Below are 25,678 nucleotides of genomic sequence, written 5' to 3' on the forward strand. Positions count from 1 at the left end.
CGCCCGGCAAACCACCCACCGGGCAGCAACCACCAACGCCCCCTGGCTCACGGTCGCCACGATCGGGGTGCCTTGAGGAGACCCCCGCTGCGCACCCGGACCCCGGGTGCGCAAACGGGGGCGGCTTCCCCGTGCGGGTTAAGCGCGCCAGACGTCGTTCGTCAGCGTGGCCTTGCCCGTGGTGGGTACCGTCGCCGTGCGGTTGGCGCCGCTCTCCCAGGTCACGGTGCCGCTCGCGTCCTTGCGGAGGTACTTGTACTCGAACGACGTCCCTGCCGGCAGGCTCACATCGAGCTTCCAGACCGGGTACGCCGCCGGGTCGAGCTTCAGCGCGTTGGCCGGGTCCCAGTTGCCCAGGGCCGCCTGGTTGCCGGTGACGTAGATGTTCTGGCCGGTCTGCGTGGTGGCGTTGACGCCGAAGGAGGCGCCGGAGGTGCCCGTTCCGGGGTCCGTGACGCCGCCGGTGCACGTACGGGCGTTGATGTGCAGCGCGACCGCCGTGTTCGCGCCGAGCGTGGCCGTGAACTGGCCGGAGCCGTTCACCGTGACGCCCGTGCCGGACTGGACGTCGCAGTAGTCACCGGCGGGCAGTGAGGTCTGGAACGTGCGGGTCAGCGAGGAGCCCTCGTGGTTGATGGCGACGTACGCCTTGGCGCCCCGGCCGAACGCGATCTGGTCGCCGCCGTTGTCCCACCAGTTGGAGACCGTCTCGCCGCGGGCCGCGTTGCGGAAGCCCACCATGGAGGAGATCTCCCGCCAGGAGTGCTGGCACTTCCAGCCGTCGGCGTAACAGGCGTTCACCGTGCCGCCGTTGGGCGGACCGGCGTCCTTGTCGGACCACTCGTAGCCGGAGTGGACGTCCGGGGAGCCGTACGGGTAGGCCAGCATGAAGACGCTCGCCAGTGTGTAGTTGGCGCCGTCCTTGTAGTTCAGGGTGTCGCCGCCCCGCTCCGTGTCGTGGTTGTCCACGAAGACGGCCGACTTGCCGGACTCCATGAAGCCCCAGCCCTCACCGAAGTTCTTGAGATAGGCGAGGTTCTCGTTGTTGAAGACCTGCTTGAGGCTGCGGGCGTAACGGAACTCCTGGACGTCACCGCTGCCGAGGTACTCCGATGGCGAGACGGCCTCGCCCGCGCCGTAGATCGCCTCGTGCTTCCAGTACACGCCCGTGTTGCTCAGCCGGGACTTGATATTGGCGAGGTCGGCGGCGGGAATGTGCTTGGCCGCGTCGATCCGGAAGCCGTCGACTCCGAGGGAGAGGAGGTCGTTGAGGTACGTGGCGATCCGGCCGCGTACGTAGTCCTCACCGGTGTCCAGGTCGGCCAGGCCGACCAGTTCGCAGTTCTGGACGTTGGCGCGGTCGCCGTAGTTGCTGATCTGCGACTGGCAGTCGTTCAGGTCGCTGACGGAGTAGACGCCCGGGTAGTCGTACTTGGTGTACGAGCTGCCTCCGGTGCCGGTGCCCGAGCCCGCCGACATGTGGTTGATGACCGTGTCGGCGATGACCTTGACGCCCGCGCCGTGGCAGGTGCTGACCATGGCGGAGAAGGCCGCGCGGTCGCCGAGTCTGCCGGCGATCTTGTAGCTGACCGGCTGGTACGAGGTCCACCACTGGCTGCCCTGGATGTGTTCCTGGGGCGGCGAGACCTGGACGAAGCCGTAGCCCGCCGGGCCGAGGGTGTCCGTGCACGCCTTGGCTATGGAGTCGAACTTCCACTCGAACATCACGGCGGTGACGTCCTTGTCGCCCGGGCCTGCGGCCTGGGCGGTTCCTGCCGTTCCGAGGCCGGTGGGGACGGCGATGACGGCGGCGCCTGCCACAAGGGCGAGTGCGGCAGACAGAGATCTGCGTGCCATGTCTTTCCTCCTGCTGTGGGGGAAACGCGGGGTGACGGGGCAGCCTCACGTGACAACGCGCCGTGCCCTCAAGGCTCATGAAGGTTCTTGCTGCAAGAATGCAAACCTTGCCGCGGAGCAGACCGTACGAGCCCGTTCCGCCCCGGTCAACCCTTTGGACACTCCCCGCTTACATCCACGAAATCGTGCATCTTTCTGCCTGCAAGCTCTTTCGCAAAATATTGCGGCCCTGTTAAGTTCAACCCGACTCCGGTCCGGTCGGCCGGGGGTCCCGGTCGCCTCGGCAGCCGGGCCCCACGCGCCCGGCCGGCCGGGCCGGTCACGACAGAGAGAGGCACCAGGAGTCGCTCAACTCCCCGCCGGCCCATCCTGGGCCGACTCCGGTGCCTCTCCTGTGCGTTGCCGCTCGCCACGCCTCCGGTCAGACCGTACGGACCGCCGCGGTGGACCCCCGTACGACCAGCTCCGGCTGGAACACGTACTCCGTGCGCTGCACCGGGCTTCCGCCGATCTCCTCCAGCAGGGCCCCCACCGCCGCCGCCGCCATGGCCTGAACAGGCTGGCGCACGGTCGTCAGCGGCGGGTCGGTGAACGCAATCAGCTGCGAGTCGTCGAAGCCGACGACCGAGACATCGCGCGGCACATCGAGCCCCCTCCCCCGGGCGGCACGCACCACACCGAGGGCCATCAGGTCGCTGCCGCAGACGATGCCGGTGCAACCCTTGTCGAGCAGGGCACCCGCCGCCACCTGGCCGCCCTCCACGCCGAACAGCGTGGGGCAGACGAGGAGTTCGGCCTCGGCGGGGGACAGCCCGAGCAGCGAGACGGCCGACTCGATGAAGCCGTCCCGCTTGCGGCGGGACGGCACATAGCGCTGCGGTCCGATCGCCAGACCGATCCTGCGGTGGCCGAGCGCGGCGAGATGCCCGACCGCCATCCGTACGGCGGCGGCGTCGTCCGGCGAGACGAACGGGGCGCTGATCCGTTCGTTGTAGCCGTTGATCAGGACGAACGGCACGCCGCGGTCGGTGAGTGCGGCGTACCGCGCCGGGTCGGCCGACAGGTCGGCGTGCAGCCCGGAGAGGAAGACGATGCCGCCGACGCCGCGTTCGACGAGCTGCTCGACGAGCTCGTCCTCCGTGGCGCCGCCGGGCAGCTGGGTGCAGAGCACCGGGGTGTAGCCGTGGCCGGCCAGGACCTGTTCGACGGACTGCGCGAACGCCGGGAAGATCGGGTTGGTGAGTTCAGGAGTCACCAGTCCGATCAGCCCGGCGCTGCGTCGGCGCAGCCGTACGGGACGTTCGTAGCCGAGGATGTCGAGCGCCGCGAGCACCCGCTGACGCGTGGTGTCCGCGACGCCCGGCTTCCCGTTGAGCACCCGGCTGACGGTCGCCTCGCTGACCGCTGCCTGTCCGGCGATGTCGGAGAGCCGCAGCGCCCCGCCGGTCCGGGGTGCGGGGACGGTCACACCGTCCACCACACCGTGGTCTCGGCGGGCAGCTCGAACTCGGCGCCGTCGACGGTCACGGGCGCGCTGGCCAGCAGCACACTGCCGCGGACCGGCATCCGTACCGGGCGGGCGGTGGTGTTGACGGTGCAGACGAAGCCGGGGCGACCGAAGACGAGGACGCCTTCGGGGGCGTCCAGCCACTCCACGCCGGTCCCGGCGCCGAGCCCCGGGTGGGCGCGGCGGGCGGCGATCGCGGCCCGGTACAGCTCCAGCGTGGAACCCTCGACGCCGGTCTGCGCCTCGACGGAGAGCTCGCCCCAGCCGGTGGGCTGCGGAAGCCAGCTGCCGCCCTCGCCGAAGCCGTACGAGCTGCCGTCACGGGTCCACGGGATCGGCACCCGGCAGCCGTCACGGAAGCCGTCCTGGCCCTCGGCGCGGAAGAACGACGGGTCCTGGCGTGCCTCGTCGGGCAGGTCGGTGACGTCGGGCAGGCCGAGCTCCTCGCCCTGGTAGACGTAGGCGGAGCCGGGAAGCGCCAGCATCAGCAGGGTCGCGGCCCGGGCGCGGCGCAGGCCCATCTCGCGGTCGCCCGCGGTACGGATCTGGGTGCCGAGGCCCGGCGGGTTGGCGAAGCGGGTGGCGTGACGGGTCACGTCGTGGTTGGAGAGCACCCAGGTGGTGGGGGCCCCGACGGGACGCATCGCGTCGAGCGAGGTGTCGATGACCTTGCGCAGCTCGGCGGCCTCGAAGGCGGTGCCGAGGTACTGGAAGTTGAACGCCTGGTGCATCTCGTCGCTGCGCACGTAGTTGGCGGTGCGCTCGACGGTGGGCGTCCATGCCTCGGCGACGGCGATCCGCTCGCCGGGGTACTCGTCGAGGATGACGCGCCAGCTGCGGTAGATCTCGTGCACACCGTCCTGGTCGAAGAACGGCATGACGTCGTTGCCGAGCAGCTTGACCTGGTCGTGGGCGCCGAGGTCGGGCAGGCCCTCGGCCTTGACGAGGCCGTGGGCGACGTCGACGCGGAATCCGTCGACGCCCATGTCGAGCCAGAAGCGCAGGATCGAGCGGAACTCGTCGGCGACGGCCGGGTGTTCCCAGTTGAAGTCGGGCTGCTCCGGGGCGAACAGGTGGAGGTACCAGTCGCCGGGTGTGCCATCCGGGTCGGTGGTCCGGGTCCAGGCGGGGCCACCGAAGATGGACTCCCAGTCGTTGGGCGGGAGTTCGCCGTTCTTGCCCTTGCCGGCGCGGAAGTGGTAGCGCTCGCGCAGGGCCGATCCGGGGCCTTCGGCGAGGGCGCGCTTGAACCACTCGTGCTGGTCGGACGAGTGGTTGGGCACCAGGTCGACGATGATGCGCAGATCCAGCCCATGGGCCTCGCGGATCAGGGCGTCGGCGTCCAGCAGCGTCCCGAACATCGGGTCGATGGCCCGGTAGTCGGCGACGTCGTAGCCGGCGTCGGCCTGCGGCGAGGCGTAGAAGGGGCTGAGCCAGACCGCGTCGACGCCGAGGCTCTTGAGGTACGGGAGACGGGCGGTGACGCCTGCGAGATCGCCCATGCCGTCGCCGTTGCCGTCGGCGAAACTCCGTGGATAGACCTGGTAGATCACCGCGTCCTGCCACCAGCCGGTGCGGTGGCCCGGGGCGCCGTCGGACGTGCCGGTGGAGGGGGCAGCGAGGTGCTGGGTCATGTCGTCCCTGGGGTGTCTGGGTGGGGAGCGGCGCCGTGACCGGGTCGGGGCCCCGGCGCCGCTGTGACTGGTGCGATCGGTCGTACGGTCGTGCGTGCGGGTGGGTCAGCCCTTGACGGCTCCGGCGGACATGCCGGTCACCAGGTGACGCTGCGCGAAGAGGAAGACGAGTGCCGCCGGTATCGCGATGAGTACGGACGCGGCGGTCATCGGGCCCCACTGGGCGCCGTACTGGTTGACGAACTTCTGCAGTCCGCCGGCGAGCGTGAGGTTCTCGTCACCGACCATGAAGGCGGAGGCGTACGCCACTTCGCCCCAGGCGGTGATGAAGGAGTAGAACGCGGTGACGGCGAGTCCGGGCTTGGCGAGCGGCAGGATGAGCCGCCAGAACGTGCCGAACGGGGTGAGGCCGTCGACCTGGCCCGACTCGTCGATCTCACGCGGGATGGTGTCGAAGAAGCCCTTCATCATCCAGGCGCAGAACGGCACCGAGATGGTGAGGTAGGTCAGGACGAGTCCGGCGGGCTGATTGAGCAGGCCGATGCTCGACATGATGTTGTAGATCGGCACGATGAGGACCGCGACCGGGAACATCTGGGTGATCAGCAGCGTCCACATCAGCCCGCGCTTTCCGGGGAAGCGGAAGCGGCTGACCGCGTAGCCCGTGGTCGCGGAGACGAACACACCGATGACGGTGGAGAGCCCCGCGATGATCACGGAGTTGCCGAACCAGCTCAGGAACTCGGTGTCCTTGATCAGGTTCGTGTAGTTGACGAACGTCGTCTCCCGGAAGAAGTCCGTCGTCGTCGCGTACTTGGCGGGCTTCAGCGAGGTCAGCAGGACCCAGAGCACCGGGAACACCGCGATGACGGACGCGATGATCAGGGTGAGGTGCAGGCTCACGGAGGCGAGCGGGGAGCGGTCGCCGCGCTGCCGCGGCTTGCGGACGGCGTGCCGGCCGGAGGATTCCGTAACGGTGGTCACCAGTTGTCTCCCTGCGTGCGGAGCACTCGCCGGTAGACGACGGCGAAGAGCATCAGGAGTACGAGGATCAGCACGCCCCAGGTGGAGGACTGCGCGAAGTCGCGCGGGCTGATCTCGAAGGAGAATTTGTAGGCCTGGGTGACCAGGATCTGGGTGGCTTCGCCGGGTCCGCCGCGGGTCAGCAGGAAGATGACCGGGAACATGTTGAAGGTCCAGATGGTGGAGAGCAGGATCACCGTGGTCGAGACCGGGCGCAGTCCGGGAAGCGTGATGTGGCGGAACCGCTGCCAGGCGGTGGCGCCGTCCATCTCCGCGGCCTCGTACTGCTCGGAGGGTATGGACTGCAGCCCACCGAGCAGGGCGACCATCATGAACGGGATGCCGAGCCAGACGTTGACGGCGATGACGGAGAACTTGGCCCAGGTGGGGTCGTTGAGCCACGGCACGCCGTCGATGCCGGCGCCGCCGAGGATCTTGTTGAGCAGTCCGCGGTCCTCGTTGTAGAGGAAGCGCCAGGCGAAGACGGAGACGAAGCCGGGGATGGCCCAGGGCAGGATGAGTGCCATCCGGTAGGCGGAGCGCCCGGCGAAACGGCGGTTGAGCATGTTGGCGAGGACCATGCCGAGGGAGAACGTGATGCCCACGCAGGAGACCGTCCACACCAGCGTCCAGCCGAGCGTGCCGAGGAACTGGGTACCCGTCAGTGCGTCGACGTAGTTGTCCACACCCACGAACTTGTAGGTGGCGGGCATTTCGTTGACGCCGATGGACCGGGCGACGTTGCGCTCATTGGCGTCCGTCAGCGACAGGTAGATGCCGCGGACCAGCGGATAGCCGATGATCACGCCGATCACGAGGACGACGGGGGCGACCATCGTCCAGGCGTACCAGTGGATCGACAGAGCCCGCCGGAGCCTGCTCGGCGGCGGCGGGGGGTTACCAGTACCGCGGCTCCGGCCGCGGGCGACATCGTCGCCCGCGGCCTTCGCCACCGACTGGCTGGTGTGGACAGCCATCAGCCGGCCTGCCTTCCTGGGTTACTTCCAGCCCTTGAGGAGCTTGCGGTAGGAGTCACCGGTGGCCGCTGCGGCCTTCTCCGGCGTGGTCTGGTCGGTGAGGACCTTGGTGTACTCGGTGACGAGCGGCGCGAAGAGGCTGCCTGTCTCCGGGATCCAGGGGCGCTCGACGGCGGTCTCGACGACCGGCTTGAAGAAGCCGACGATCTCGCTGTCCACGGCCTCCTGCTTGGCGTACACGGAGGTGCGGGTCGGCAGCAGGTTCAGCTCACCGGCGGTCTGCGCCTGGGTCTCCACGGACGTCATGTACTCGACGAAGGCGTAGGAGGCGTCGAGGTTCTTGGAGCCCGCGTAGACGGCGAGGTTGTGGCCGCCCTGCGGGGCGCCCTGACCGGCGGAGCCGGCCGGGACCGGGGCGATGCCCAGGTTGGTCTTGTCCTTGAACTCACTGCCGGCGAGCGTGTCGGCCACGGCCCACGGGCCGTTGATCATCATCGCGACCTTGCCGTCCTTGAACGACGACTGCATGTTCTCCCAGCCGTCGGTGGCGTCGGTCTTGGCAGCACCGGAGTCCACGAGGTCCTTGACGACCTTGAACGCCTTGACGCCCTCGGGCTTGTCGACGGTGATGGACTTGGTGGACGCTGCCACCAGGTCGCCGCCCTCGCCGTACAGGAAGGACAGGAACCAGTACGCGTCGTCGCCGCGCAGGTAGAGGCCGGTCTTGCCGGTCTTGTCCTTGATCTTCTTCGAGACGGTCTTCAGGTCGGCGATCGACGCCGGGACCTCGACACCGGCCTCCTTGAAGATCTTCTTGTTGTAGAAGATGCCCATGGAGTCGATGACCTGCGGGACCGCGTACGTCTTGTCCTTGTACTTGGTGGACGCGGCGGCCTGCTTGAGGAAGTCGTCCTGGTCCTTCAACGCGGTGGTGCCGTCGAGCGGGGCCAGGTAGCCGAGGTCGGCGAACTCCGGTGTCCAGGCGACCTCGGAGCGGATCACGTCGGGGGCGCCCGCGCCGGCCTGAGCGGCGTTCTTGAACTTGTTCTGCGCCTCACCGAACGGCACGTTGACGTACTTGACGTCGACCTTCGGGTGCTTCTTCTCGAAGCCCTCGGCCAGCTTCTTGAAGACCTTGTCCTCGCTGCCGACGGTGGAGGTGTCCCACCAGGTCACCGTGCCGGAGAGCTCTCCCGAGCTCTTGCTGCCGTCGGACTTGTCGTCGCTGCCGCAGGCGGTCGCCGCGAGCGCCAGGGCCGCAACCAGGGCGGTGGCCGTTATGCCACGTCGCATCTGAACTCCTTCAACTGCCGTACCGCTCCGTCGCGGCGCCGGGTCGACGTGAACGTAACAAGGATGAAAGACGACCGAAAGACCTTGCGGAAGATTTCTGCAAGCTCCGGCGATCGTTACATCCGCGTGTCCTCAAGGTTGCCGTCAGGACTCTTGACGAGAGCGTCGTACCCCTACCCACAGCAGGCCACACACGGTATATGCGCAGTGCGACGATCTGACTGCGGCCAGCAAACAGCGTTCGCAAGATGTTGCAAGATGTTGCTGCACGAAGGCCGAAAGCCCTCGATTCCGCTAGCCCGGAACGGCCCGCAAGGCCGATTCCCGCACACGGTGGGCAATCCGACACCAGCCCGGTACAGTCCCCTTTCATGACCGCACGGCTTGCCGATATCGCAACTCAGGCGGGGGTCAGCGAAGCTACGGTCAGCCGTGTACTGAACGGCAAGCCCGGCGTTGCCGCTGCCACCCGCGAATCCGTCCTCGCGGCGCTCGACGTCCTCGGCTACGAACGCCCGGTACGCCTGCGCAGGCGCAGCGCGGGCCTGGTCGGTCTCATCACGCCCGAGCTGGAGAACCCGATCTTCCCGGCGCTGGCCCAGGTCATCGGTCAGGCGCTGACGCGGCAGGGCTACACCCCGGTGCTGGCGACCCAGACTCCCGGCGGCTCCACCGAGGACGAACTCACCGAAATGCTCGTCGACCGGGGCGTCTCGGGCATCATATTCGTCTCGGGCCTGCACGCCGACACCTCCGCCGATATGCAGCGCTACGAACAACTGCGCGCACAGGGTGTCCCCTTCGTCCTCGTCAACGGTTTCTCGCCCAAGGTCCAGGCGCCGTTCATCTCCCCCGACGACCGGGCGGCGATGCGGCTGGCGGTGACGCACCTGGTCTCGCTGGGGCACCAGCGGATCGGTCTGGCGGTGGGACCCAAGCGCTTCGTCCCGGTGCTCCGCAAGATCGAGGGTTTTCACGCCACGATGCAGGAGCAGCTCGGCCTCACCGCGGACGAGGTCGAGGAGTTGATCCAGCACTCTCTGTACACGCTGGAGGGCGGCCAGGCGGCCGCCTCGGCGCTGATGGAGCGGGGTTGCACCGCGGTGGTCTGCGCGAGCGACATGATGGCGCTCGGTGCGATCCGTGCGGCCCGCCGGCTGTCGCGGGAGGTGCCGCGCGATCTGTCGGTGGTGGGGTACGACGATTCGCCGCTCATAGCGTTCACCGATCCGCCGCTGACCACGATCCGGCAGCCGGTGACGGCGATGGGCCAGGCCGCGGTGCGGACCCTGCTGGAAGAGATCGGCGGGACGCCCGCCCCGCACAGTGAGTTCGTATTCATGCCTGAACTGGTGGTTCGCGGCTCGACGGCCTCCGGTCCCGGGCCCGATTCCGGCGCTTCCGCCCGCCCGTAAAGTGCAGGGCGTGCAACCGGGTCCCGACCGGAGGATGATCGGGGAGTGTGGGACGTATCTGGCAGACTCTGCGCCTATGGGTGAATCGCACGTGAAGACACAGGAAGGCCGGACAGCGGCCACCGCGGCACCCACGCTCGGCGAGGCAGCCCCCGAGCCGGAGCGGAACAGCGCGTCGACGAGATTCCGGTCGATGCGCTCACCCCGTCGGCCTCGGCTCTGGTTCGAGATCCTGCTGATCGCGGTCAGTTACTGGTTGTACTCGCTGGTACGCAACGCCGTCCCCGAGCAGCGGGCCGCGGCCCTGCGCAACGCCGACTGGATCTGGTCGGCCGAGAAGACCATGGGCCTCGCCTTCGAGGAGACGGTCAACCGCACCGTCAACTCGGTGACCTGGCTGGTCGTGTCGATGAACTACTACTACGCGACGCTGCACTTCGTCGTCACCATCGGTGTGCTCGTCTGGCTGTTCCGCCGGCATCCGGGCCGCTACGCGGCGACCAGACTGGTCCTCTTCGCGACCACGGGCGTCGCCCTGCTCGGCTACTACCTGTACCCGCTCGCACCGCCCCGCCTGATGAACGGCGGGAATTTCATCGACACCGTGCTGCTGCACCAGACCTGGGGCTCGATGGCCTCGGGCAACTTCAAGAACATGTCGAACCAGTACGCTGCGATGCCGTCGATGCACATCGGCTGGTCGCTGTGGTGCGGTCTGACCATCTTCGCGCTGGCCTCGGCTCCCTGGGCGCGCATCCTGGGGCTGCTCTACCCGACGGCCACCCTGATCGTGATCGTGGCGACGGCCAACCACTTCTGGCTGGACGCGGTGGGCGGCATCACCTGCCTGACCTTCGGTTACGCGGTGTCGTACGCCTGGTACGGCTCGCTGCCGCACCGCCTCCCGAAGCTGGTGTCCTCCGGCCGGGGACGGCTGGGGGCCCTGTCCCCGGGGGCCGCGGCAGCGAGAACCGGCTCGTCCCGCGCCTGAGAACCGGCGCCGGGGACCCGGCGCCGGACGCGTTCCGGAGCGGTGCACGATGCGGCCACCGGTGACGGTCAGACGTACCGGGGCCTCCGCCGGCTCGTCGGCGGGTGCCTCCACCGGAGACCGAAGGCGGTCAGGTGGGCCCGGTAGCCGGGGGCGATCCGGCCCGCGAAGGCCTGTTCCCTGGCGGCCACCGCCGCATGCGAAGTGCAGCCCTCCAGCGCCATCGGCCCGGTCAGCGCCTGCTCGGCGGCGACCGGCTCGGTGTCGTACGCGGCAGCGCCAGGCCCTCGACGCCCGCTCGTCGCCAAGTCGCTCGGACCACCCGTCCGTGCGGTCGGCCCGGGTGTACGCGGTATGGGTGGGCTGCTTCGAGGCGACCACCCCGAGCTCCGCGAACCGGGCGGCCAGAGCGTGCGGCACGGTCTCGATGTGCTCGATACGGTGCCGCATCCGTGTCCGCGCCGGGCATGCGCCAGGGGCGAGCCTGAGCCGTACCGGCAGGTCCGTCACGTCCTCCACGCGATCGACACGTCGACGCTCACCCTGGAGCCCTGGGACGCGGCGATGACGGCCTGGGCCCGCTCCTACCGCGCCGCCTTCGCGGCCCACCCGCGCACGATCAGCGGGCGGTACGGCTCCTGCTGGGGGTGGGGTTCCCGGTCACGGAAGTGATGGCGGTGATCACGGCCCTGGAGAACCTGGTCCTGGGCTCGGCGCTGGACCTGGCGGCCCCGGAAACGATGTGGGAACCCTCGGACATCCTGGCGACACCGCGTCCGACGTCGTTTGGATCATGCCGGGCCAGCAGAATCCAGCCCCTCCGGCGCTTGAGGAGCGGGGGTCCGGGGGCGGAGCCCCCGGCACGGACGGAACCCGGTCGCGGGCGGGAACCCGGCCACAACCAGGACCCGTCACGCCCCATAGAACCGCTCCTCCATCACCGCCCGAGCCCGCCGCGTAATCCGCCGATAGTCATCCAGCATGTCGCCGACATGCCCCGGCTCGTACCCCAGGTAGCGCCCCACAGCCGTGACTTCGCGCGGGTTCGAGGGAAACGTGTCGCCCGGCCGCCCCCGTACCAGCATCACCGCGTTGCGCACCCGCGTCGCCAGTACCCACGCCTCGTCCAGCGTCTGCGCGTCCTCGGTCGGGATGAGACCGGCCGCGCACGCCGCGGCCAGTGCCTCCCTCGTACGCGTCGTCCGCAGCCCCGGCTCGACCCAGCCGTGCTGCAACTGCATCAGCTGTACGGTCCATTCGACGTCACTGAGCCCACCGCGCCCCAGCTTCGCGTGGAGCGTCGGGTCGGCGCCGCGCGGCATGCGCTCGGACTCCATCCTGGCCTTGAGCCGGCGGATCTCGCGGACGGCGTCGTCCCCCAGCCCCTCCATCGGGTACCGCAGCTGATCGATCAGGTCGATGAACTCGCGCCCCAACTCCTCGTCACCCGCGACGGGTTCGGCCCGCAGCAGCGCCTGGCTCTCCCAGACCAGCGCCCAACGCCGGTAATACGCCTCGTACGACTTCAGCGTGCGCGCCATCGGGCCACTCTTGCCCTCCGGCCGCAGATCGGCGTCGATCAGCAACGGCGGGTCGGCCGTGGGCAGTTGGAGCAGCCTTCGCATCTCGGACACGACCATGCCTGCGGCCCGGCCCGCCTCCTGGTCGCTCACGCCCTCACGCGGTTCGTGGACGAACAACACGTCCGCGTCGGAGCCGTATCCCAGCTCATGCCCCCCGAAGCGGCCCATGCCGATCACCGCGAAACGGGTCGGCAGGGTGTCCCCCCAATGCTCCCGCACGGCGGCGCGCAGAGCGCCCGACAGGGTGGCGGCGTTCAGGTCGGAGACCGCGGAGCCGACCCGGTCCACCAGTGCGCCCAGGTCCTGTTCGGCGGGGCTCTCCTCCGTACCGTAGGAGCGGATGATGTCGGCGGCGCTCGTACGGAACAGCTCCCGGCGCCGTATGCCACGCACCACGGCGACGGCGGACTCGGCGCCGTCGGCCCGCCCCACCGCGGCCAGCACCTCCTGCTCCAGGTGGTCACGGGTACGCGGCTTCAGGCCACCCGGGTCACCGAGGATCGCGACGGCCTCCGGGGCGCGCAGCAGCAGATCCGGGGCGAGGCGCCCGGCCGACAGGACGCGGGCGAGGTTCTCCGCCGCCGCCCCCTCGTCGCGCAGGAGCCGCAGATACCAGGGGGTTTTGCCCAGCGCGTCGGAGACCTTGCGGAAGCCGAGCAGTCCGGCGTCCGGGTCGGCGGAGTCCGCGAACCAGCCGAGCAGCACCGGCAGCAGCGTGCGCTGGATGGCGGCCTTGCGGGACACCCCGGACGACAGGGCCTCCAGATGCCTCAGGGCCGCGATCGGGTCCGCGTAACCGAGGGCTTCGAGCCGGATGCCGGCGGCCTTCGCGCTGAGCCGGGACTCACCGGGTGCCAGCTGGGCGACGGCGTCCAGCAGCGGCCGGTAGAAAAGCTTCTCGTGCAGCCGGCGTACGACGGACGCGTGGCGCTTCCACGCCTTGTTGAGCTCGGCGACCGGGTCCGTGCGCATCCCGAGGGAGCGGCCGAGCCGGCGCAGATCCGCCTCGCCCTCGGGCACCAGATGGGTGCGGCGCAGCCGGTAGAGCTGGATGCGGTGCTCCATGGCCCGCAGGAAGCGGTACGCCTCGTCGAACTGAGCGGCGTCGACCCGCCCGACGTAGCCGCCTTCGGCGAGGGCCCGCAGCGCCTCCAGCGTCGATCCGCTGCGCAGGCTCGCGTCGCTGCGGCCGTGCACGAGCTGGAGCAGCTGGACGGCGAACTCCACGTCCCGCAGCCCGCCGGGGCCGAGCTTGAGCTCGCGGTCGACACGGTCGACCGGGATGGTGTCGACGACGCGGCGGCGCATCTTCTGTACGTCGGCGACGAAGTTCTCCCGGTCGGCGGCCTGCCACACCAGCGGCGATACCGCCTCGACGTACTCGGCGCCCAGCTCGGGGTCACCGGCTACCGGCCGGGCCTTCAGCAGCGCCTGGAACTCCCAGGTCTTGGCCCAGCGCTGGTAGTACGCGAGGTGGGAGGAGAGGGTCCGGACGAGGGGACCGTTGCGCCCCTCGGGGCGGAGGTTGGCGTCGACCGGCCAGATGGTGCCCTCGACGGTCGTGTCGGAGCAGATCCGCATCATGTGCGCGGCCAGCCGGGTGGCGGCGGGCACGGCCCTGCTCTCCTCGACGCCGTCGATGGGCTCCCCCACGAAGATCACGTCGACGTCGGAGACGTAGTTCAGTTCATGGCCGCCGCACTTGCCCATGGCGATGACGGCGACCCGGCAAAGGGCGGCGTCGGCGGGCGCGGCCGTACGGGCGATGGCGAGCGCCGCCCGCAGGGTGGCCGTCGCCAGGTCGGCCAGCTCGGCGGCGGTCTCGGCGACATCGATGGTGCCGCACACGTCGCGTGCCGCTATGGCCAGCAGGCAGCGGCGGTAGGCGATCCGCAGCGAGTCCGCGTCGACGGCCTCGGCGAGCCCCCGCTCGAATTCGGCCACCCCCGGGTGCAGGTCGGTGGCCTCGTACGTGACGAGCGCCTGCCAGTCGCGCGGGTGGCGCGCCAGATGGTCGCCGAGCGCCTCCGAGGCGCCGAGGGTGCCGAGGAGCCGGTCCCGCAGGGGCTTGGCGGTGACGAGCGTGTCCAGCAGCCTCCGCCGCTCTTCGGCGTCCTCGGCCTCGACCACCCGCACGAGGCTCCGCAGCGCCAGATCGGGGTCGGCGGTCGCGCCGAGCGCTTCGAGCAGGACGGGATCGGAGCGTACGGAGGACAGGGCGTCGAGTTCCAGGTGCCGTTCGGCGGCGGAGGGGTCGGTGAAACCGTGCCGCAGCAGTCGGGTGAACGTACTGCTTCTGCGCCCCGGCACCGTCGTCATCCCGTGCTCTCCTGCCTGCCGACCGTCACATACTCGCGGTTCGAGCCTAGCCGGGCACCGAGGGATTCGGAGCGCTGGCGGAGTCCGCACTTCACCGGCACGATGAAGGAACAGGAGGTCCGCCATGTCCGAGAAGGACCCGGTCACCGAGCTGGACGCCCGCTACAGCAGCGAGGGCGCCACGGCCCGCCCGTGGCAGGACGCCGCCGCGCTGCTCGCGGAGGCGGAGCTTTACTGGCTGTCCACGGTCCGCCCGGACGGCCGCCCGCACGTCACCCCGCTGATCGGGGTCTGGGCGGACGGCGCCCTGCATTTCTGCACGGGCCCGGCCGAACGCAAGGCACAGAATCTGATCGCCAACCCCGAGGCCGTACTGACCACCGGGGCCAACGCGCTGGGCGAGGGCTTCGACCTGGTGGTCGAGGGCCGGGCGGACCAGGTGACGGACGAGGCCGGGCTGACCCGGCTGGCCGCCGCCTGGGAGGCGAAGTACGGCGCCGACTGGCACTTCGACGTCCGGGACGGCGCGTTCTTCACCGAGGCCGGCGGCCGGGCCCTGGTCTTCGCGGTGGCCCCGCGTACGGCCTTCGGCTTCGCGAAGGGCGAGCCGTTCGGCCAGACGCGGTGGCGCTTCACCTGACGGGGGCCCGGAGTCACCTGACGGGGGGCCGGGAGTCACCTGACGGGGGGCCGGGAGCCCGGCCCCCCTCCCACCCCACTGGTCAGGGCGCCGGCCTGGTGCCGATGACGACGGTGGAGTACAGCTCATCGGAGGTGACCACGCGCGGAATCAGTCCGCCGCTGCCCACCGCCTCCTCCGCCCGCGCCGCCTGACGCTCGCTCGTCTCGACGAGCAGGCTGCCGCCCGGCGCCAGCCACCGGGGTGCCTCGGCGGCCACTCGGCGCATGACGTCCAGTCCGTCGCCGCCGCCGTCGAGTGCCACGCGCGGTTCGTGGACGCGCGCTTCGGCGGGCAGCAGTTCGACATCGCCGGTCGGTACGTACGGCACGTTCGCGAGCAGTACGTCGACGCGTCCGCGCAGGGACTCCGGCAGGGGTGCGAAGAGGTCGCCCTCGTAGACCCGCCCGAGGCTGCCGACGTTGCGCCGGGCGCACCGTACGGCCGCCGGTTCGACGTCCGTGGCGTGCAGTTCGACCTCGTCAAGCGCCGCTGCCAGGGCGGCTCCGAGGGCTCCCGAGCCGCAGCAGAGGTCGACGACGACGGACGGGGTGGGGGTGAGGCCCACGGCCTGCTGGACCAGGAACTCGGTGCGGCGGCGGGGCACGAAGACGCCGGGGCCGACATGGACGCGCAGTCCGCAGAACTCGGCCCAGCCGAGGACGTGTTCGAGGGGCAGACCCGCGACGCGGCGTTCGACCATGGCGGCCAGGACGGCCGGGGTGTCGGCGGTGGAGAGCAGAAGTGCGGCCTCGTCCTCGGCGAAGACACAGCCGGCGGCGCGGAGGGTGGTGACGATCGACGAGAGGGAAAGCGGTGACGCGGAAACCGACATGAAGCGGAGCCTTTCGGAAAACGCCGATGGGCGCTCCGCGATCGTCTATGTCGGGTCGACCACGCGATCGTCGGAAGGGAGCACCCAGCCTGATACAGCGGTAATGGGTCTCACCTCCTGAAGTACGTCCCCGTGTGGGGAGTGATCACCATACCCCAGGGCCTGATGAACAGTGCGGGGCCCTGGGGCAGAGGGGTCAGCGTCGGGGCGAGCGGTGGTCGCGGCCACCATCGATGAAACGATTGTGGACGGCTATCGAGGTGTTGGCCGCCCGGGTCTCCCGGATCTCCGCGCTGTGGTGGCGTTCGATCTCCAGGCCGTCGAAATTCTGCGTACGGCGTCGCGCACGGAGACTCACCCTCACGACCAGGAGCACGATCAGTGAGAACAACGTGCCGAGAAGTACGAGCACTGCGGTCATATCCCCCCCGTTCAGCAGGACTCCATTGTCCGTGCCCGGTCGCGGCCCGTCCAGTGCTGCATCGGCTGCCGCGAAATGGCTGGAGATCCACGCTGTCGCGCAGCTTCGTCGAGGTCAGGAACATCGAGGCGACCACTCCGACCACGGCGATGGCCGCCACGTTCAGGGTCGAGCCGCCGGAGGACGAGGCGGCCGGGTCGATGCCCAGCTTCGTGAGCCCTTCGGTGATCTTCGTGGCGACCTGGTGGGCGAGCACCGCGCCGAGCACCGAGACGCCGATGGTGCCGCCGAGGGACCGGAAGAAGGTGATCGCGCCGCCGGCCGCGCCGAGTTCACCGAGCGGGACGGTGTTCTGGAGGAGATGGCCGCCGCGTTCCTGTCCTCGCTGCGCATCGCGATGCGGATGTGGATCGAGGAGGATCTGACCGGCGATCCGGCCGCCCTGATCGACAAGATTCTCGACGAGATGGCCAGAGGCTTCAACTGACCTTGCGCCCTTGCTTCCTGACATAATTTCCGCCGCCGGAACACTCGCCCGCCACCGGATCAGGAGCATCGGCCCGTGCCGAACCATGACGCGTCAGCGCGCTATCTGCGACGCCAGCACCCCACCGAAGTCACTGGTTTCACCTGGGAGTTCACCGGTGAGAGCCTGACCGTCCTCGGTAACTGCCCACGGTGCAGGGGCGAGACGAGTTACCAGCCCCCGATCGAGGTCCAGGTCGGCGTCACGAAGGGCCCCGGAGGCCCGGCGAAGATCGACCGCATGGGCCCGGAGGAGACGTACATGGTGTGCCGGTGTGCGCACGCGCATCCCGGGGACACCCAGGAGAAGGGCGGCTGCGGCCTCTCCTGGACCGCGGTACGCCCGCCGGCCGGTTCCTCATGAGCGGGGCCGGGCGGTACACGACGGACCAGCTGGACCGTGCCGACGCACGGCTCCGGGAGATGCTGGACGCGCAACTGGACATCGCGCGCCGCCAGGCCGAGGGATGGCGCAACTTCCTCACCCTCGGCACGGGCCTGCTGACCGCGGTCCTGATCCTCAAGGGCCGCGACAACGTCACCGAACTCACCACGGGCTACCGGCTGGCGGTGACCGCCCTTCTCGTGGGCGCCTTCGCGGGCCTGCTGGCCGCCGCGTTCGCAGCGGTGTCCGCGGCGCACGGGAGGCCGGGGGACCATCTGCGGTACGCCGATGCCGTGCGTCTGCTCGACTGGGAGGAGACCGAACGGAAGCGGATCGTGGACCGCATCCACTTCGTCCGCTGGGCGACCACCGGCGGCGTCGTCGCGGTGGCGGCGGCCGTCCTGCTCACCTGGACCGCACCCGCGGCCGAGGAGAAGAAGCCGGACACCCAGCTCGTGACCGTACGAACCCCGGCGGGCCCGGTCTGCGGGGAACTCGTCGCGGTGGACGCCAAGGGCGTCACGGTCCGGGTGGTTCCCGCCACCGGAACCAAGAACGACAAGGACAAGAAGAAGGACGACAAGACGGAGAGCGCGAAGCAGGCCGCGAAGCCCGGCGTCCTGCGTCATCTGCCCTGGGGGCCCGAGGCCACCGAAGTGACCCCGGCCCCCACCTGCTGATCTGCGGTCGCCTGCGGTTACAGCACCGGCAGGAGGTTCTTCAGCTCGAAGGCCGTGACCTCGCTGCGGTACTCCTCCCACTCCTGCTTCTTGTTGCGGAGGAAGAAGTCGAAGACGTGCTCGCCGAGCGTCTCGGCGACCAGTTCGCTCTTCTCCATGAGGGCGATCGCCTCGCCGAGGTTCTGCGGGAGCGGCTCGATGCCCATCGCGCGGCGCTCGGCGTCGGACAGGGCCCAGACGTCGTCGTCGGCGCCGGCCGGGAGTTCGTAGCCCTCCTCGATGCCCTTGAGGCCCGCGGCGAGCAGCACCGCGTACGTCAGGTAGGGGTTGGCGCCGGAGTCGATGGAGCGGACCTCGACGCGCGCCGAGCCGGTCTTGCCGGGCTTGTACATGGGGACGCGGATCAGGGCGGAGCGGTTGTTGTGGCCCCAGCAGATGTACGAGGGGGCCTCGCCGCCGGCGCCGGCGGCGCGGGAGGAGCCTCCCCAGATGCGCTTGTAGGAGTTGACCCACTGGTTGGTGACCGCGGAGATCTCGGCGGCGTGCTTCAGCAGACCGGCGATGAAGGAGCGGCCGACCTTGGAGAGCTGGTACTCGGAGCCCGACTCGTAGAACGCGTTGCGGTCGCCCTCGAAGAGGGAGAGGTGGGTGTGCATGCCCGAGCCCGGGTAGTCCGAGAACGGCTTCGGCATGAAGGTCGCCTGCACGCCCTGCTCCAGCGCGACCTGCTTCATGACCAGGCGGAACGTCATGATGTTGTCGGCGGTGGAGAGCGCGTCCGCGTAGCGGAGGTCGATCTCCTGCTGGCCGGGGGCGCCCTCGTGGTGGCTGAACTCGACCGAGATGCCCATCGACTCGAGCATGGTGATCGCCTGGCGGCGGAAGTCCATGCCGACGTTCTGCGGGGTGTGGTCGAAGTAGCCCGAGTTGTCGGCCGGCGTGGGCCTGGTGCCGTCGAGCGGCTTGTTCTTCAGCAGGAAGAACTCGATCTCCGGGTGGGTGTAGAAGGTGAAGCCCAGGTCGGAGGTCTTGGCGAGGATGCGCTTGAGCACATAGCGGGGGTCGGCGAAGGACGGCGAACCGTCGGGCATGAGGATGTCGCAGAACATCCGGGCCGTGCCGGGCGCCTCCGCACGCCAGGGCAGGATCTGGAAGGTGCCGGGGTCGGGCTTGGCGATCATGTCCGATTCGTACACCCGGGCGAATCCCTCGATGGCCGAGCCGTCGAAGCCGATGCCCTCGTCGAACGCCTGCTCCAGCTCCGCGGGGGCCACGGCGACGGACTTGAGGAACCCGAGGACATCGGTGAACCACAGCCGTACGAAGCGGATGTCGCGCTCCTCGAGTGTCCTGAGGACGAATTCCTGCTGCTTGTCCATAGCCACATCCTTGCAGTTCAGACGGTCTGTGCACCACCGCCCGGGGTAGGGGAGGAACTCCAGTATTACGACCCGGGATTTCACCCAGATTACGCACTCGGTGTGAGAGAGAGCACTCGGCCACCCACTACGATCGGCGCCCAAGGCGTGCAAGGGGGGCCGCGGCTTCGCGACGGCCCTCCGCATGCCCGTTTCAGGACCTGTTTTTCCCCTCTCCCCCTTCGCAGAAGGACTGGCCGACATGAGCTTCGACCGCAGGACCCGCATAGAGCAGATGCGCAACGCCGACCGCACGCGCGACCGCCGCAACCGGGTCGTCGCCATAGCGCTGAGCACCCTGGTGGTCGCTGGTCTGGTCGGCTTCGGCTCGTACCTCGTGCTGGACAAGTCCGAGGCGAAGGAGAAGAGGGCGGACGAGGTGGCGCAGGACGGCAAGCCGCCCGCGGAGGACAAGTCGGCGCTGGCCGCCGAGCCCATCAAGGACGAGAAGTCCTGGGACGCGAAGAAGCTGACCCGCAACCACGTCGCCGGCGAGGTGACGTACGCCATGAAGCCGCCGGTCGGCGGTGACCACAACCAGGCGTGGCTGAACTGCGACGGCGTCGTATACGAGAAGGCCGTCCCCGACGTCAACGCCGTGCACGCCCTCGAACACGGTTCGGTCTGGGTGACGTACACCGGCAAGGCCACCGACGCCGATGTGCGCAAGCTCGCGAGCCGCGTCGACAGCACCCCGTACTCGCTGATGAGCCCGTACGAGGACCAGGCCGGGGCGATCATGCTGAGCGCCTGGGGCAAGCAGGTCACGGTGGACAGCGCCGACGACCGGCGGGTGGCCCAGTTCTTCGCGAAGTACGTCCAGGGCCCGCAGACACCCGAGCCCGGCGCGCCCTGCACGGGCGGGATCGGGGCCGCCGGGTGACGCCCGAGCCCGACGCCGGCACGGAGCCGGCGGACGAGAGCGCGCGGCGCACGCGCCGCACGCGGTGGGTGGCGGGTTCCGCCGTCGCTCTCGCCCTGCTGTTCGCGGGGGCGGCGACGGTCGCCTCCGCGCGGGGCGACGGGTCGGGCGATGCTGCGGGTTCCGGGTCGGGCGACGGGGCCGGCGTGGCGTCGGTCCCCTCGGCGGGTTCGGCCGACGCGGGATTCGCGCGCGATATGGCCGTCCACCATCAGCAGGCCGTTACAGCGGGCACGACATGGGCGGCACGGCGGGGGCGGAGGGCTCGGGGTTCACCGCTCACGACGGGGCCCTCATGCCCGGCATGGCGACCAGGACCGAGCTCGACCGGCTCCGCGCGGCCGACGGCAGGCAGGCGGAGATCCTGTATCTCCAGCTGATGACCGACCACCACAAGGGCGGTGTCGACATGGCCCGTGGCTGCGCCGGCCTGTGCACCGTGAAGGTCGAGAAGCGGCTCGCCCAGGGCATGGTCGACGCCCAGCGGTCCGAGCTGGATCTGATGGCCGACATGCTGACGGCCAGGGGCGCGAAGCCCCGCCCTTAGGCATATGGCGGCCCACCCGAACGGGTCGCAGCGGTCGCGTGCCCCCGGGCGGCCCCACGACGATGGGTGCGCTCGGGGCCGTACGCCAGTGCCCACCGGCACGCAGGAGGAAACCCTTCATGACGACCGCCAAAGACATCATGCACAACGGGGCCCAGTGGATTCCGGCCCACGAGACGCTCGACCGTGCCGCGCAGATGATGCGCGACCACAAGGTGGGCGCGCTACCCATCTCGGCCAACGGTGAACAGGACCGCATGGTCGGCATTCTCACCGACCGCGACATCGTGGTCGGCTGTGTGGCGATGGGCCGCGACCCGTCCAAGGTGACCGCGGGCGAGCTCGCCCAGGGCACGCCGCGCTGGATCGACGCGGACGCGGGCGTCGAGGCGGTGCTGCAGGAGATGCAGGAGCACCAGATCCGCCGTCTGCCGGTGATCGAGAACAAGAAGCTGATCGGCATGATCAGCGAAGCCGATCTGGCGCAGCACCTCTCCGAGGAGCAGATCGCGGGCTGGGCGGAGAAGGTCTACTCGCGCAGCTGACACGCCATCGTGACGGCCGTGGCCCGACACCCCTGGCGAAGGGCGTGCCGGGGCCACGGCTCGCATACCCGGCGGGGGTAGGGTGTCGGACGTGGAGCGGAAGAGGAGTGCGACGTTCGGGCAGTGGCTGCTGTTCGTCGCGCTGCTGTTCGGGATCGCCACCATGCACACGGTCGGGCATCCCGCCGAACACCCACCGCCCGGGGCTTCGGCGACCGCGGCACACAGGGGCCACGAGGCGCCCGAGCCCGTTCCCGCGGCCTCATCCGCACTCCCCCATGCCTCCCCGGCCCGTGATGCCGCCGATGCCGCGCCGATGAGCGGCATGGACCCGATGGCCGTCTGCCTCGCCGTACTGAGCACCTGGGCCGTGGCCCTGCTCGCACTCCGGCTGGTCGGGCCGCGCCGCGCGGGCCCGCTGTCCGGCCGCATGGCCGGAGTGCGGCTGCCGCGGCTCCCCCGGCCGGATCCGCCGCCCCGCAAGGCCGTTCTCGCCACGCTGTCGGTGCTGCGCATTTAGGAGCGGGTGTGACCTCCGCCCTCCTCCAGCACACCGACTTCTTTGAGGTGCACTCAGTCATGTCCGCACAGCACACGCGCCGAGCCGTGCTCGGCGCCGGAATCGCCCTGGCCGGTACGGGAGTTCTCACCGCCTGTTCCGGTGGCACGTCAGGCGGTACGGCCTCCGGCGCGAAGACCGGCGACCGTTTCGTCTCGCCCGACGGCAAGGAGGTCGCGGCGGCCGAGGCCGAGCGGGGCTCCGGTCCCGTACGGAAGGTCTCGCTCACCGCGACCCCGGCCCGCCTGGATCTGGGCGGCGGGCGCACGGTCGGCTCCTGGGCCTACGGAGACCGGCTGCCCGGCGCCGAGGTCCGGGTCACCGCCGGTGACACGCTGGCGCTCACCCTCGCCAACCATCTGCCGCAGCCGACCTCGCTGCACTGGCACGGCCTCGCCCTGCGCAACGACATGGACGGCGTCCCGGGGCTGACGCAGCGGAACATCGCGCCGGGGGCGGACTTCGCGTACCGGTTCGCGGTTCCGCACCCGGGGACGTACTGGTTCCATCCGCACTCGGGTGTCCAGCAGGACCGCGGGCTGTACGCGCCGCTGATCGTCGAGGACCCGAGGGAGCCGCTCTCGTACGACAGCGAGTGGGTCGTCGTCCTCGACGACTGGGTTGACGGCGTAGACGGCTCGACACCCGACGCGGTCCTCGCCGAGCTCAGCAAGGGCATGGGCGAGGGCGAGGGCGACAGTGGTAGTGACAACGGCGGCATGGATCACGGCGAGCACGACATGTCGCAGATGTCCGCGCGAGCCGAGGGCGACGGGCCCTCGCGCATGATGATGGGCGCCACCAGCGAACTGCTCGGCGGCGACGCGGGCGACGTCGCCTATCCGTACTACCTGGTCAACGGCCGTACGCCGCAGTCCCCTTCGTCCTTCACCGCCCGGCCCGGCGACCGCATCCGGCTGCGTCTGATCAACGCGGGCGGCGACACCGCTTTCCGGGTCGCGCTCGGCGGCCACCGGATGACCGTCACGCACACCGACGGCTTCCCGGTCCGGCACACGACGACCGATGCCCTGCTGCTGGGTATGGGCGAGCGGTACGACGTGCTGGTCACCGCCGGGGACGGGGTGTTCCCGCTGACCGTGCTCGCCGAGGGCAAGAAGGCGTCGGCCCTGGCCCTGCTGCGTACGGGGAGCGGCGCGGCGCCCACCGCCTCCGTACGGCCGAAGGAGCTGGACGGGAAGCTGGTGACGGCAGACCGGCTGGTTCCGGACGAGTCCGTCGCCCTGGCCGCGCGCACCCCGGACCGTACGATCCGGATCGCGCTCACGGGCTCCATGGCGGCGTACGACTGGGCCTTCGACAAGAAGCCGTACCGCGCCGATCAGCGTCATCCCGTAGAGGCCGGGGAACGGGTCAGGCTGGAATTCCACAACACCACGTCGATGTGGCATCCGCTGCATCTGCACGGCCACACCTTCGCGCTGGCGGGCGGCGCGGCCGGGGCCCGCAAGGACACTGCGGTGATCCTGCCGAAGCGCCCGCTGACGGTCGACTTCGACGCCGACAATCCGGGCCTGTGGATGCTGCACTGCCACAACGTCTACCACGCGGAGGCGGGCATGATGACGGTCATCGGCTACCGGCGCTGACCGCCCGTCCTGGCGGGCCGGCCCTGATTTTGCACGGCCCGCCAGGACATCGCGTCAGAAAGACGATTAGACTGGGCGGCGTGCCTCAACTACGCCTCGCACTGAATCAGATCGACTCGACGGTCGGCGATCTCGCCGGGAACGCCGAGTCGATCGTCCACTGGACCCGGCACGCCGCCGAGCAGGGCGCCCATCTGGTGGCGTTCCCCGAGATGGCGTTGACCGGCTACCCCGTCGAGGATCTGGCCCTGCGGTCGTCCTTCGTCGACGCGTCGCGCGACACGCTGAGCGCGCTGGCCGCCCGTCTTCAGTCGGAGGGCTTCGGCGAGCTGCCGGTCGTCGTCGGCTATCTGGACCGTTCCGGGAAGGCCCAGGCCCGGTACGGCCAGCCCGCCGGGTCGCCGCAGAACGCCGCCGCGGTGCTGCACCGCGGGCAGATCGCGCTGAGTTTCGCCAAGCACCACCTGCCCAACTACGGCGTGTTCGACGAGTTCCGGTACTTCGTGCCGGGCGATTCGATGCCGGTCGTGCGGGTGCACGGCATCGATGTGGCGCTCGCGATCTGCGAGGACCTCTGGCAGGACGGTGGCCGGGTGCCGGCCGCACGGTCCGCCGGAGCCGGGCTGCTCCTGTCGATCAACGCCTCGCCGTACGAGCGCGACAAGGACGACACCCGGCTCGAACTGGTCCGCAAGCGGGCGCAGGAGGCCGGTTGCACCACGGCGTACCTCGCGATGATCGGCGGACAGGACGAACTGGTCTTCGACGGCGACTCGATCGTCGTCGACAAGCAGGGCGAGGTGATCGCCCGCGCCCCGCAGTTCGCGGAGGGCAGCATGATCCTCGACCTGGACCTGCCGGCCGCCGCGGCCGAGGCGCCGTCCGGGAGCGTGGACGACGGGCTGCGCATCGATCATGTGGTGCTGTCCGACGAGCCGCTCCCGGCGTACGAGCCGGAGCTGATGGGCGGCTACGCGGAGCGGCTCGACGACGACGAGGAGCTGTACTCGGCGCTGGTCGTGGGCCTGCGCGCGTACGCCGCGAAGAACGGATTCAGCAGTGTGCTGATCGGGCTCTCGGGCGGGATCGACTCCGCGCTCGTCGCGGCCATCGCGTGCGATGCGCTCGGAGCGCAGAACGTGTACGGCCTTTCGATGCCGTCGAAGTACTCCTCGGACCACTCCAAGGGCGACGCGGCCGAGCTGGCGCGGCGTACGGGGCTGAACTTCCGCACCGTGCCGATCGAGCCGATGTTCGACGCGTACATGGGGTCGCTGGAGCTGACCGGGCTGGCCGAGGAGAACCTGCAGTCGCGGCTGCGCGGCACGATGCTGATGGCCGTCTCCAACCAGGAGGGCCAGATCGTCCTCGCGCCGGGCAACAAGTCCGAGCTGGCGGTGGGGTACTCGACGCTGTACGGAGACTCCGTCGGTGCGTACGGCCCGATCAAGGACGTCTACAAGACGTCGGTCTTCCGCCTCGCGAAGTGGCGCAACCGGGCGGCCGAGGAGCGGGGGCAGACGCCGCCGATCCCCGAGGCGTCGATCACCAAGCCGCCGAGCGCCGAGCTGCGTCCGGGGCAGATGGACACGGATTCGCTGCCCGACTACGACGTACTGGACCGGCTCCTGGAGCTGTATGTGGACCGGGACCAGGGGCGGGACGCGATTGTGGCGGCCGGGTTCGATGACGCGCTCGTGGTGAAGACGTTGCGGATGGTGGATACCGCGGAGTACAAGCGGCGGCAGTATCCGCCGGGTACGAAGATTTCGCCCAAGGGGTTCGGGAAGGACCGGCGGTTGCCGATCACGAATCGGTGGCGCGAGTCGGGGTGACGGGGGTTGGCGCCGGGGTCCCCCCGGCGGGCGGTTCGTCCTCAAGCGCCGGACGGGCTGGATGGGGTTGCCGGTCAGAAACAAGCCCGTCGAGGGGGTCCCTCCCATGCCCTTAAGG

The 25,678-nt window shown here is 69.9% G+C and carries 20 protein-coding genes and 5 pseudogenes; 13 read left to right on the top strand and 12 right to left on the bottom strand.

The window, feature by feature from the left end; genetic code table 11:
• Positions 1-138: 138 nt before the first annotated feature.
• The 6 genes from ACFT7S_RS21740 to ACFT7S_RS21765 all read right to left on the bottom strand — a co-directional run bounded on the left by ACFT7S_RS21740 (position 139) and on the right by ACFT7S_RS21765 (position 8,291).
• Positions 139-1,857 carry a carbohydrate-binding module family 20 domain-containing protein gene (locus ACFT7S_RS21740; protein ID WP_382734369.1) on the bottom strand — a complete coding sequence of 573 codons (1,719 nt, stop codon included), beginning with the start codon at positions 1,855-1,857 and terminating at the stop codon, positions 139-141.
• 421 nt (positions 1,858-2,278) lie between these two features.
• Positions 2,279-3,337: a LacI family DNA-binding transcriptional regulator gene (locus ACFT7S_RS21745; RefSeq protein ID WP_382734371.1), complete on the bottom strand. Its 1,059-nt coding sequence runs from the start codon at positions 3,335-3,337 to the stop codon at positions 2,279-2,281.
• Positions 3,322-4,998, bottom strand: coding sequence for a glycoside hydrolase family 13 protein (locus tag ACFT7S_RS21750; protein WP_382734373.1), 1,677 nt, complete (start codon positions 4,996-4,998; stop codon positions 3,322-3,324). The genes ACFT7S_RS21745 and ACFT7S_RS21750 overlap by 16 nt, the downstream gene beginning before the upstream one ends.
• Before the next feature lie 105 nt (positions 4,999-5,103).
• Complete coding sequence (locus tag ACFT7S_RS21755) at positions 5,104-5,982, bottom strand: sugar ABC transporter permease (RefSeq protein ID WP_382734375.1); 879 nt, start codon at positions 5,980-5,982, stop codon at positions 5,104-5,106.
• Positions 5,979-6,998: a carbohydrate ABC transporter permease gene (locus tag ACFT7S_RS21760; RefSeq protein WP_382734377.1), complete on the bottom strand. Its 1,020-nt coding sequence runs from the start codon at positions 6,996-6,998 to the stop codon at positions 5,979-5,981. The genes ACFT7S_RS21755 and ACFT7S_RS21760 overlap by 4 nt, the downstream gene beginning before the upstream one ends.
• A 21-nt stretch (positions 6,999-7,019) precedes the next feature.
• Positions 7,020-8,291 carry an extracellular solute-binding protein gene (locus tag ACFT7S_RS21765; RefSeq protein WP_382734379.1) on the bottom strand — a complete coding sequence of 424 codons (1,272 nt, stop codon included), beginning with the start codon at positions 8,289-8,291 and terminating at the stop codon, positions 7,020-7,022.
• Between the two features lie 371 nt (positions 8,292-8,662).
• On the opposite strand from ACFT7S_RS21765, the gene ACFT7S_RS21770 reads away from it, so the two are divergent.
• Complete coding sequence (locus tag ACFT7S_RS21770; protein ID WP_382734381.1) at positions 8,663-9,706, top strand: LacI family DNA-binding transcriptional regulator; 1,044 nt, start codon at positions 8,663-8,665, stop codon at positions 9,704-9,706.
• 91 nt (positions 9,707-9,797) lie between these two features.
• A complete protein-coding gene (locus ACFT7S_RS21775) occupies positions 9,798-10,697 on the top strand; it encodes a phosphatase PAP2 family protein (RefSeq protein ID WP_382734383.1) in 900 nt (299 codons plus the stop codon).
• A gap of 36 nt (positions 10,698-10,733) precedes the next feature.
• On the opposite strand, the pseudogene ACFT7S_RS21780 reads toward ACFT7S_RS21775, so the two are convergent.
• Positions 10,734-11,150, bottom strand: a pseudogene (locus tag ACFT7S_RS21780) (amidohydrolase); the annotation flags it as partial.
• A 57-nt stretch (positions 11,151-11,207) separates the two neighbouring features.
• Between ACFT7S_RS21780 and ACFT7S_RS21785 the strand changes: the two are divergent.
• Positions 11,208-11,473 (top strand): annotated as a pseudogene (locus ACFT7S_RS21785) (TetR/AcrR family transcriptional regulator); the annotation flags it as partial.
• A 135-nt stretch (positions 11,474-11,608) separates the two neighbouring features.
• On the opposite strand, the gene ACFT7S_RS21790 reads toward ACFT7S_RS21785, so the two are convergent.
• Positions 11,609-14,599, bottom strand: coding sequence for a bifunctional [glutamine synthetase] adenylyltransferase/[glutamine synthetase]-adenylyl-L-tyrosine phosphorylase (locus tag ACFT7S_RS21790; protein ID WP_382734385.1), 2,991 nt, complete (start codon positions 14,597-14,599; stop codon positions 11,609-11,611).
• Between the two features lie 124 nt (positions 14,600-14,723).
• On the opposite strand from ACFT7S_RS21790, the gene ACFT7S_RS21795 reads away from it, so the two are divergent.
• Entirely contained in the window at positions 14,724-15,239 is a 516-nt protein-coding gene (locus ACFT7S_RS21795) for a pyridoxamine 5'-phosphate oxidase family protein (RefSeq protein WP_382734387.1), read from the top strand.
• Positions 15,240-15,321: 82 nt separating this feature from the next.
• Here ACFT7S_RS21795 and ACFT7S_RS21800 read toward each other — a convergent pair whose 3' ends face one another.
• The 3 genes and pseudogenes from ACFT7S_RS21800 to ACFT7S_RS21810 all read right to left on the bottom strand — a co-directional run.
• Positions 15,322-16,113: a putative protein N(5)-glutamine methyltransferase gene (locus tag ACFT7S_RS21800; protein WP_382734389.1), complete on the bottom strand. Its 792-nt coding sequence runs from the start codon at positions 16,111-16,113 to the stop codon at positions 15,322-15,324.
• A gap of 196 nt (positions 16,114-16,309) precedes the next feature.
• Positions 16,310-16,534, bottom strand: coding sequence for a hypothetical protein (locus ACFT7S_RS21805; protein ID WP_382734392.1), 225 nt, complete (start codon positions 16,532-16,534; stop codon positions 16,310-16,312).
• 82 nt (positions 16,535-16,616) lie between these two features.
• Positions 16,617-16,895: pseudogene (locus ACFT7S_RS21810) on the bottom strand (EmrB/QacA family drug resistance transporter); the annotation flags it as partial.
• On the opposite strand from ACFT7S_RS21810, the pseudogene ACFT7S_RS21815 reads away from it, so the two are divergent.
• The 3 genes and pseudogenes from ACFT7S_RS21815 to ACFT7S_RS21825 all read left to right on the top strand — a co-directional run.
• Positions 16,896-17,021 (top strand): annotated as a pseudogene (locus ACFT7S_RS21815) (TetR family transcriptional regulator); the annotation flags it as partial.
• A gap of 75 nt (positions 17,022-17,096) precedes the next feature.
• Positions 17,097-17,423 (top strand): hypothetical protein, encoded by a 327-nt coding sequence (locus ACFT7S_RS21820; protein ID WP_382734394.1) that lies wholly within the window; start codon positions 17,097-17,099, stop codon positions 17,421-17,423.
• On the top strand, positions 17,420-18,124 hold the full coding sequence (locus ACFT7S_RS21825) for a hypothetical protein (protein WP_382734396.1): 705 nt from the start codon (positions 17,420-17,422) through the stop codon (positions 18,122-18,124). The genes ACFT7S_RS21820 and ACFT7S_RS21825 overlap by 4 nt, the downstream gene beginning before the upstream one ends.
• A gap of 17 nt (positions 18,125-18,141) precedes the next feature.
• On the opposite strand, the gene glnA is transcribed toward ACFT7S_RS21825, so the two are convergent.
• A complete protein-coding gene (gene glnA, locus ACFT7S_RS21830) occupies positions 18,142-19,503 on the bottom strand; it encodes a type I glutamate--ammonia ligase (RefSeq protein ID WP_382734398.1) in 1,362 nt (453 codons plus the stop codon).
• Positions 19,504-19,744: 241 nt separating this feature from the next.
• Here glnA and ACFT7S_RS21835 point away from each other — a divergent pair, with 241 nt between their 5' ends.
• From ACFT7S_RS21835 to ACFT7S_RS21860, 6 genes and pseudogenes are all read left to right on the top strand, one after another.
• A complete protein-coding gene (locus ACFT7S_RS21835) occupies positions 19,745-20,425 on the top strand; it encodes a DUF3105 domain-containing protein (RefSeq protein ID WP_382734400.1) in 681 nt (226 codons plus the stop codon).
• 68 nt (positions 20,426-20,493) lie between these two features.
• A pseudogene (locus ACFT7S_RS21840) lies at positions 20,494-21,011 on the top strand (DUF305 domain-containing protein).
• A 119-nt stretch (positions 21,012-21,130) separates the two neighbouring features.
• Entirely contained in the window at positions 21,131-21,556 is a 426-nt protein-coding gene (locus ACFT7S_RS21845) for a CBS domain-containing protein (protein ID WP_382734402.1), read from the top strand.
• Positions 21,557-21,647: 91 nt separating this feature from the next.
• Positions 21,648-22,076 (top strand): hypothetical protein, encoded by a 429-nt coding sequence (locus tag ACFT7S_RS21850; protein ID WP_382734403.1) that lies wholly within the window; start codon positions 21,648-21,650, stop codon positions 22,074-22,076.
• 59 nt (positions 22,077-22,135) lie between these two features.
• Positions 22,136-23,725 (top strand): multicopper oxidase family protein, encoded by a 1,590-nt coding sequence (locus ACFT7S_RS21855; protein WP_382734405.1) that lies wholly within the window; start codon positions 22,136-22,138, stop codon positions 23,723-23,725.
• An 80-nt stretch (positions 23,726-23,805) separates the two neighbouring features.
• Positions 23,806-25,560: an NAD+ synthase gene (locus ACFT7S_RS21860; RefSeq protein WP_382734407.1), complete on the top strand. Its 1,755-nt coding sequence runs from the start codon at positions 23,806-23,808 to the stop codon at positions 25,558-25,560.
• Positions 25,561-25,678: the final 118 nt, after the last annotated feature.

The sequence above is a fragment of the Streptomyces sp. NPDC057136 genome (assembly GCF_042670885.1).
In the GTDB taxonomy this organism is placed as follows: domain Bacteria; phylum Actinomycetota; class Actinomycetes; order Streptomycetales; family Streptomycetaceae; genus Streptomyces.

Coding starts and splice junctions, on each gene's coding strand:
- ACFT7S_RS21795 (WP_382734387.1), top strand. CDS start 14,724: ATGTCCGAGAAGGACCCGGTCACCGAGCTGGACGCCCGCTACAGCAGC.
- ACFT7S_RS21740 (WP_382734369.1), bottom strand. CDS start 1,857: ATGGCACGCAGATCTCTGTCTGCCGCACTCGCCCTTGTGGCAGGCGCC.
- ACFT7S_RS21845 (WP_382734402.1), top strand. CDS start 21,131: ATGACGACCGCCAAAGACATCATGCACAACGGGGCCCAGTGGATTCCG.
- ACFT7S_RS21835 (WP_382734400.1), top strand. CDS start 19,745: ATGAGCTTCGACCGCAGGACCCGCATAGAGCAGATGCGCAACGCCGAC.
- ACFT7S_RS21765 (WP_382734379.1), bottom strand. CDS start 8,291: ATGCGACGTGGCATAACGGCCACCGCCCTGGTTGCGGCCCTGGCGCTC.
- ACFT7S_RS21790 (WP_382734385.1), bottom strand. CDS start 14,599: ATGACGACGGTGCCGGGGCGCAGAAGCAGTACGTTCACCCGACTGCTG.
- ACFT7S_RS21855 (WP_382734405.1), top strand. CDS start 22,136: ATGTCCGCACAGCACACGCGCCGAGCCGTGCTCGGCGCCGGAATCGCC.
- ACFT7S_RS21750 (WP_382734373.1), bottom strand. CDS start 4,998: ATGACCCAGCACCTCGCTGCCCCCTCCACCGGCACGTCCGACGGCGCC.
- glnA (WP_382734398.1), bottom strand. CDS start 19,503: ATGGACAAGCAGCAGGAATTCGTCCTCAGGACACTCGAGGAGCGCGAC.
- ACFT7S_RS21760 (WP_382734377.1), bottom strand. CDS start 6,998: ATGGCTGTCCACACCAGCCAGTCGGTGGCGAAGGCCGCGGGCGACGAT.
- ACFT7S_RS21800 (WP_382734389.1), bottom strand. CDS start 16,113: ATGTCGGTTTCCGCGTCACCGCTTTCCCTCTCGTCGATCGTCACCACC.
- ACFT7S_RS21805 (WP_382734392.1), bottom strand. CDS start 16,534: ATGACCGCAGTGCTCGTACTTCTCGGCACGTTGTTCTCACTGATCGTG.
- ACFT7S_RS21825 (WP_382734396.1), top strand. CDS start 17,420: ATGAGCGGGGCCGGGCGGTACACGACGGACCAGCTGGACCGTGCCGAC.
- ACFT7S_RS21770 (WP_382734381.1), top strand. CDS start 8,663: ATGACCGCACGGCTTGCCGATATCGCAACTCAGGCGGGGGTCAGCGAA.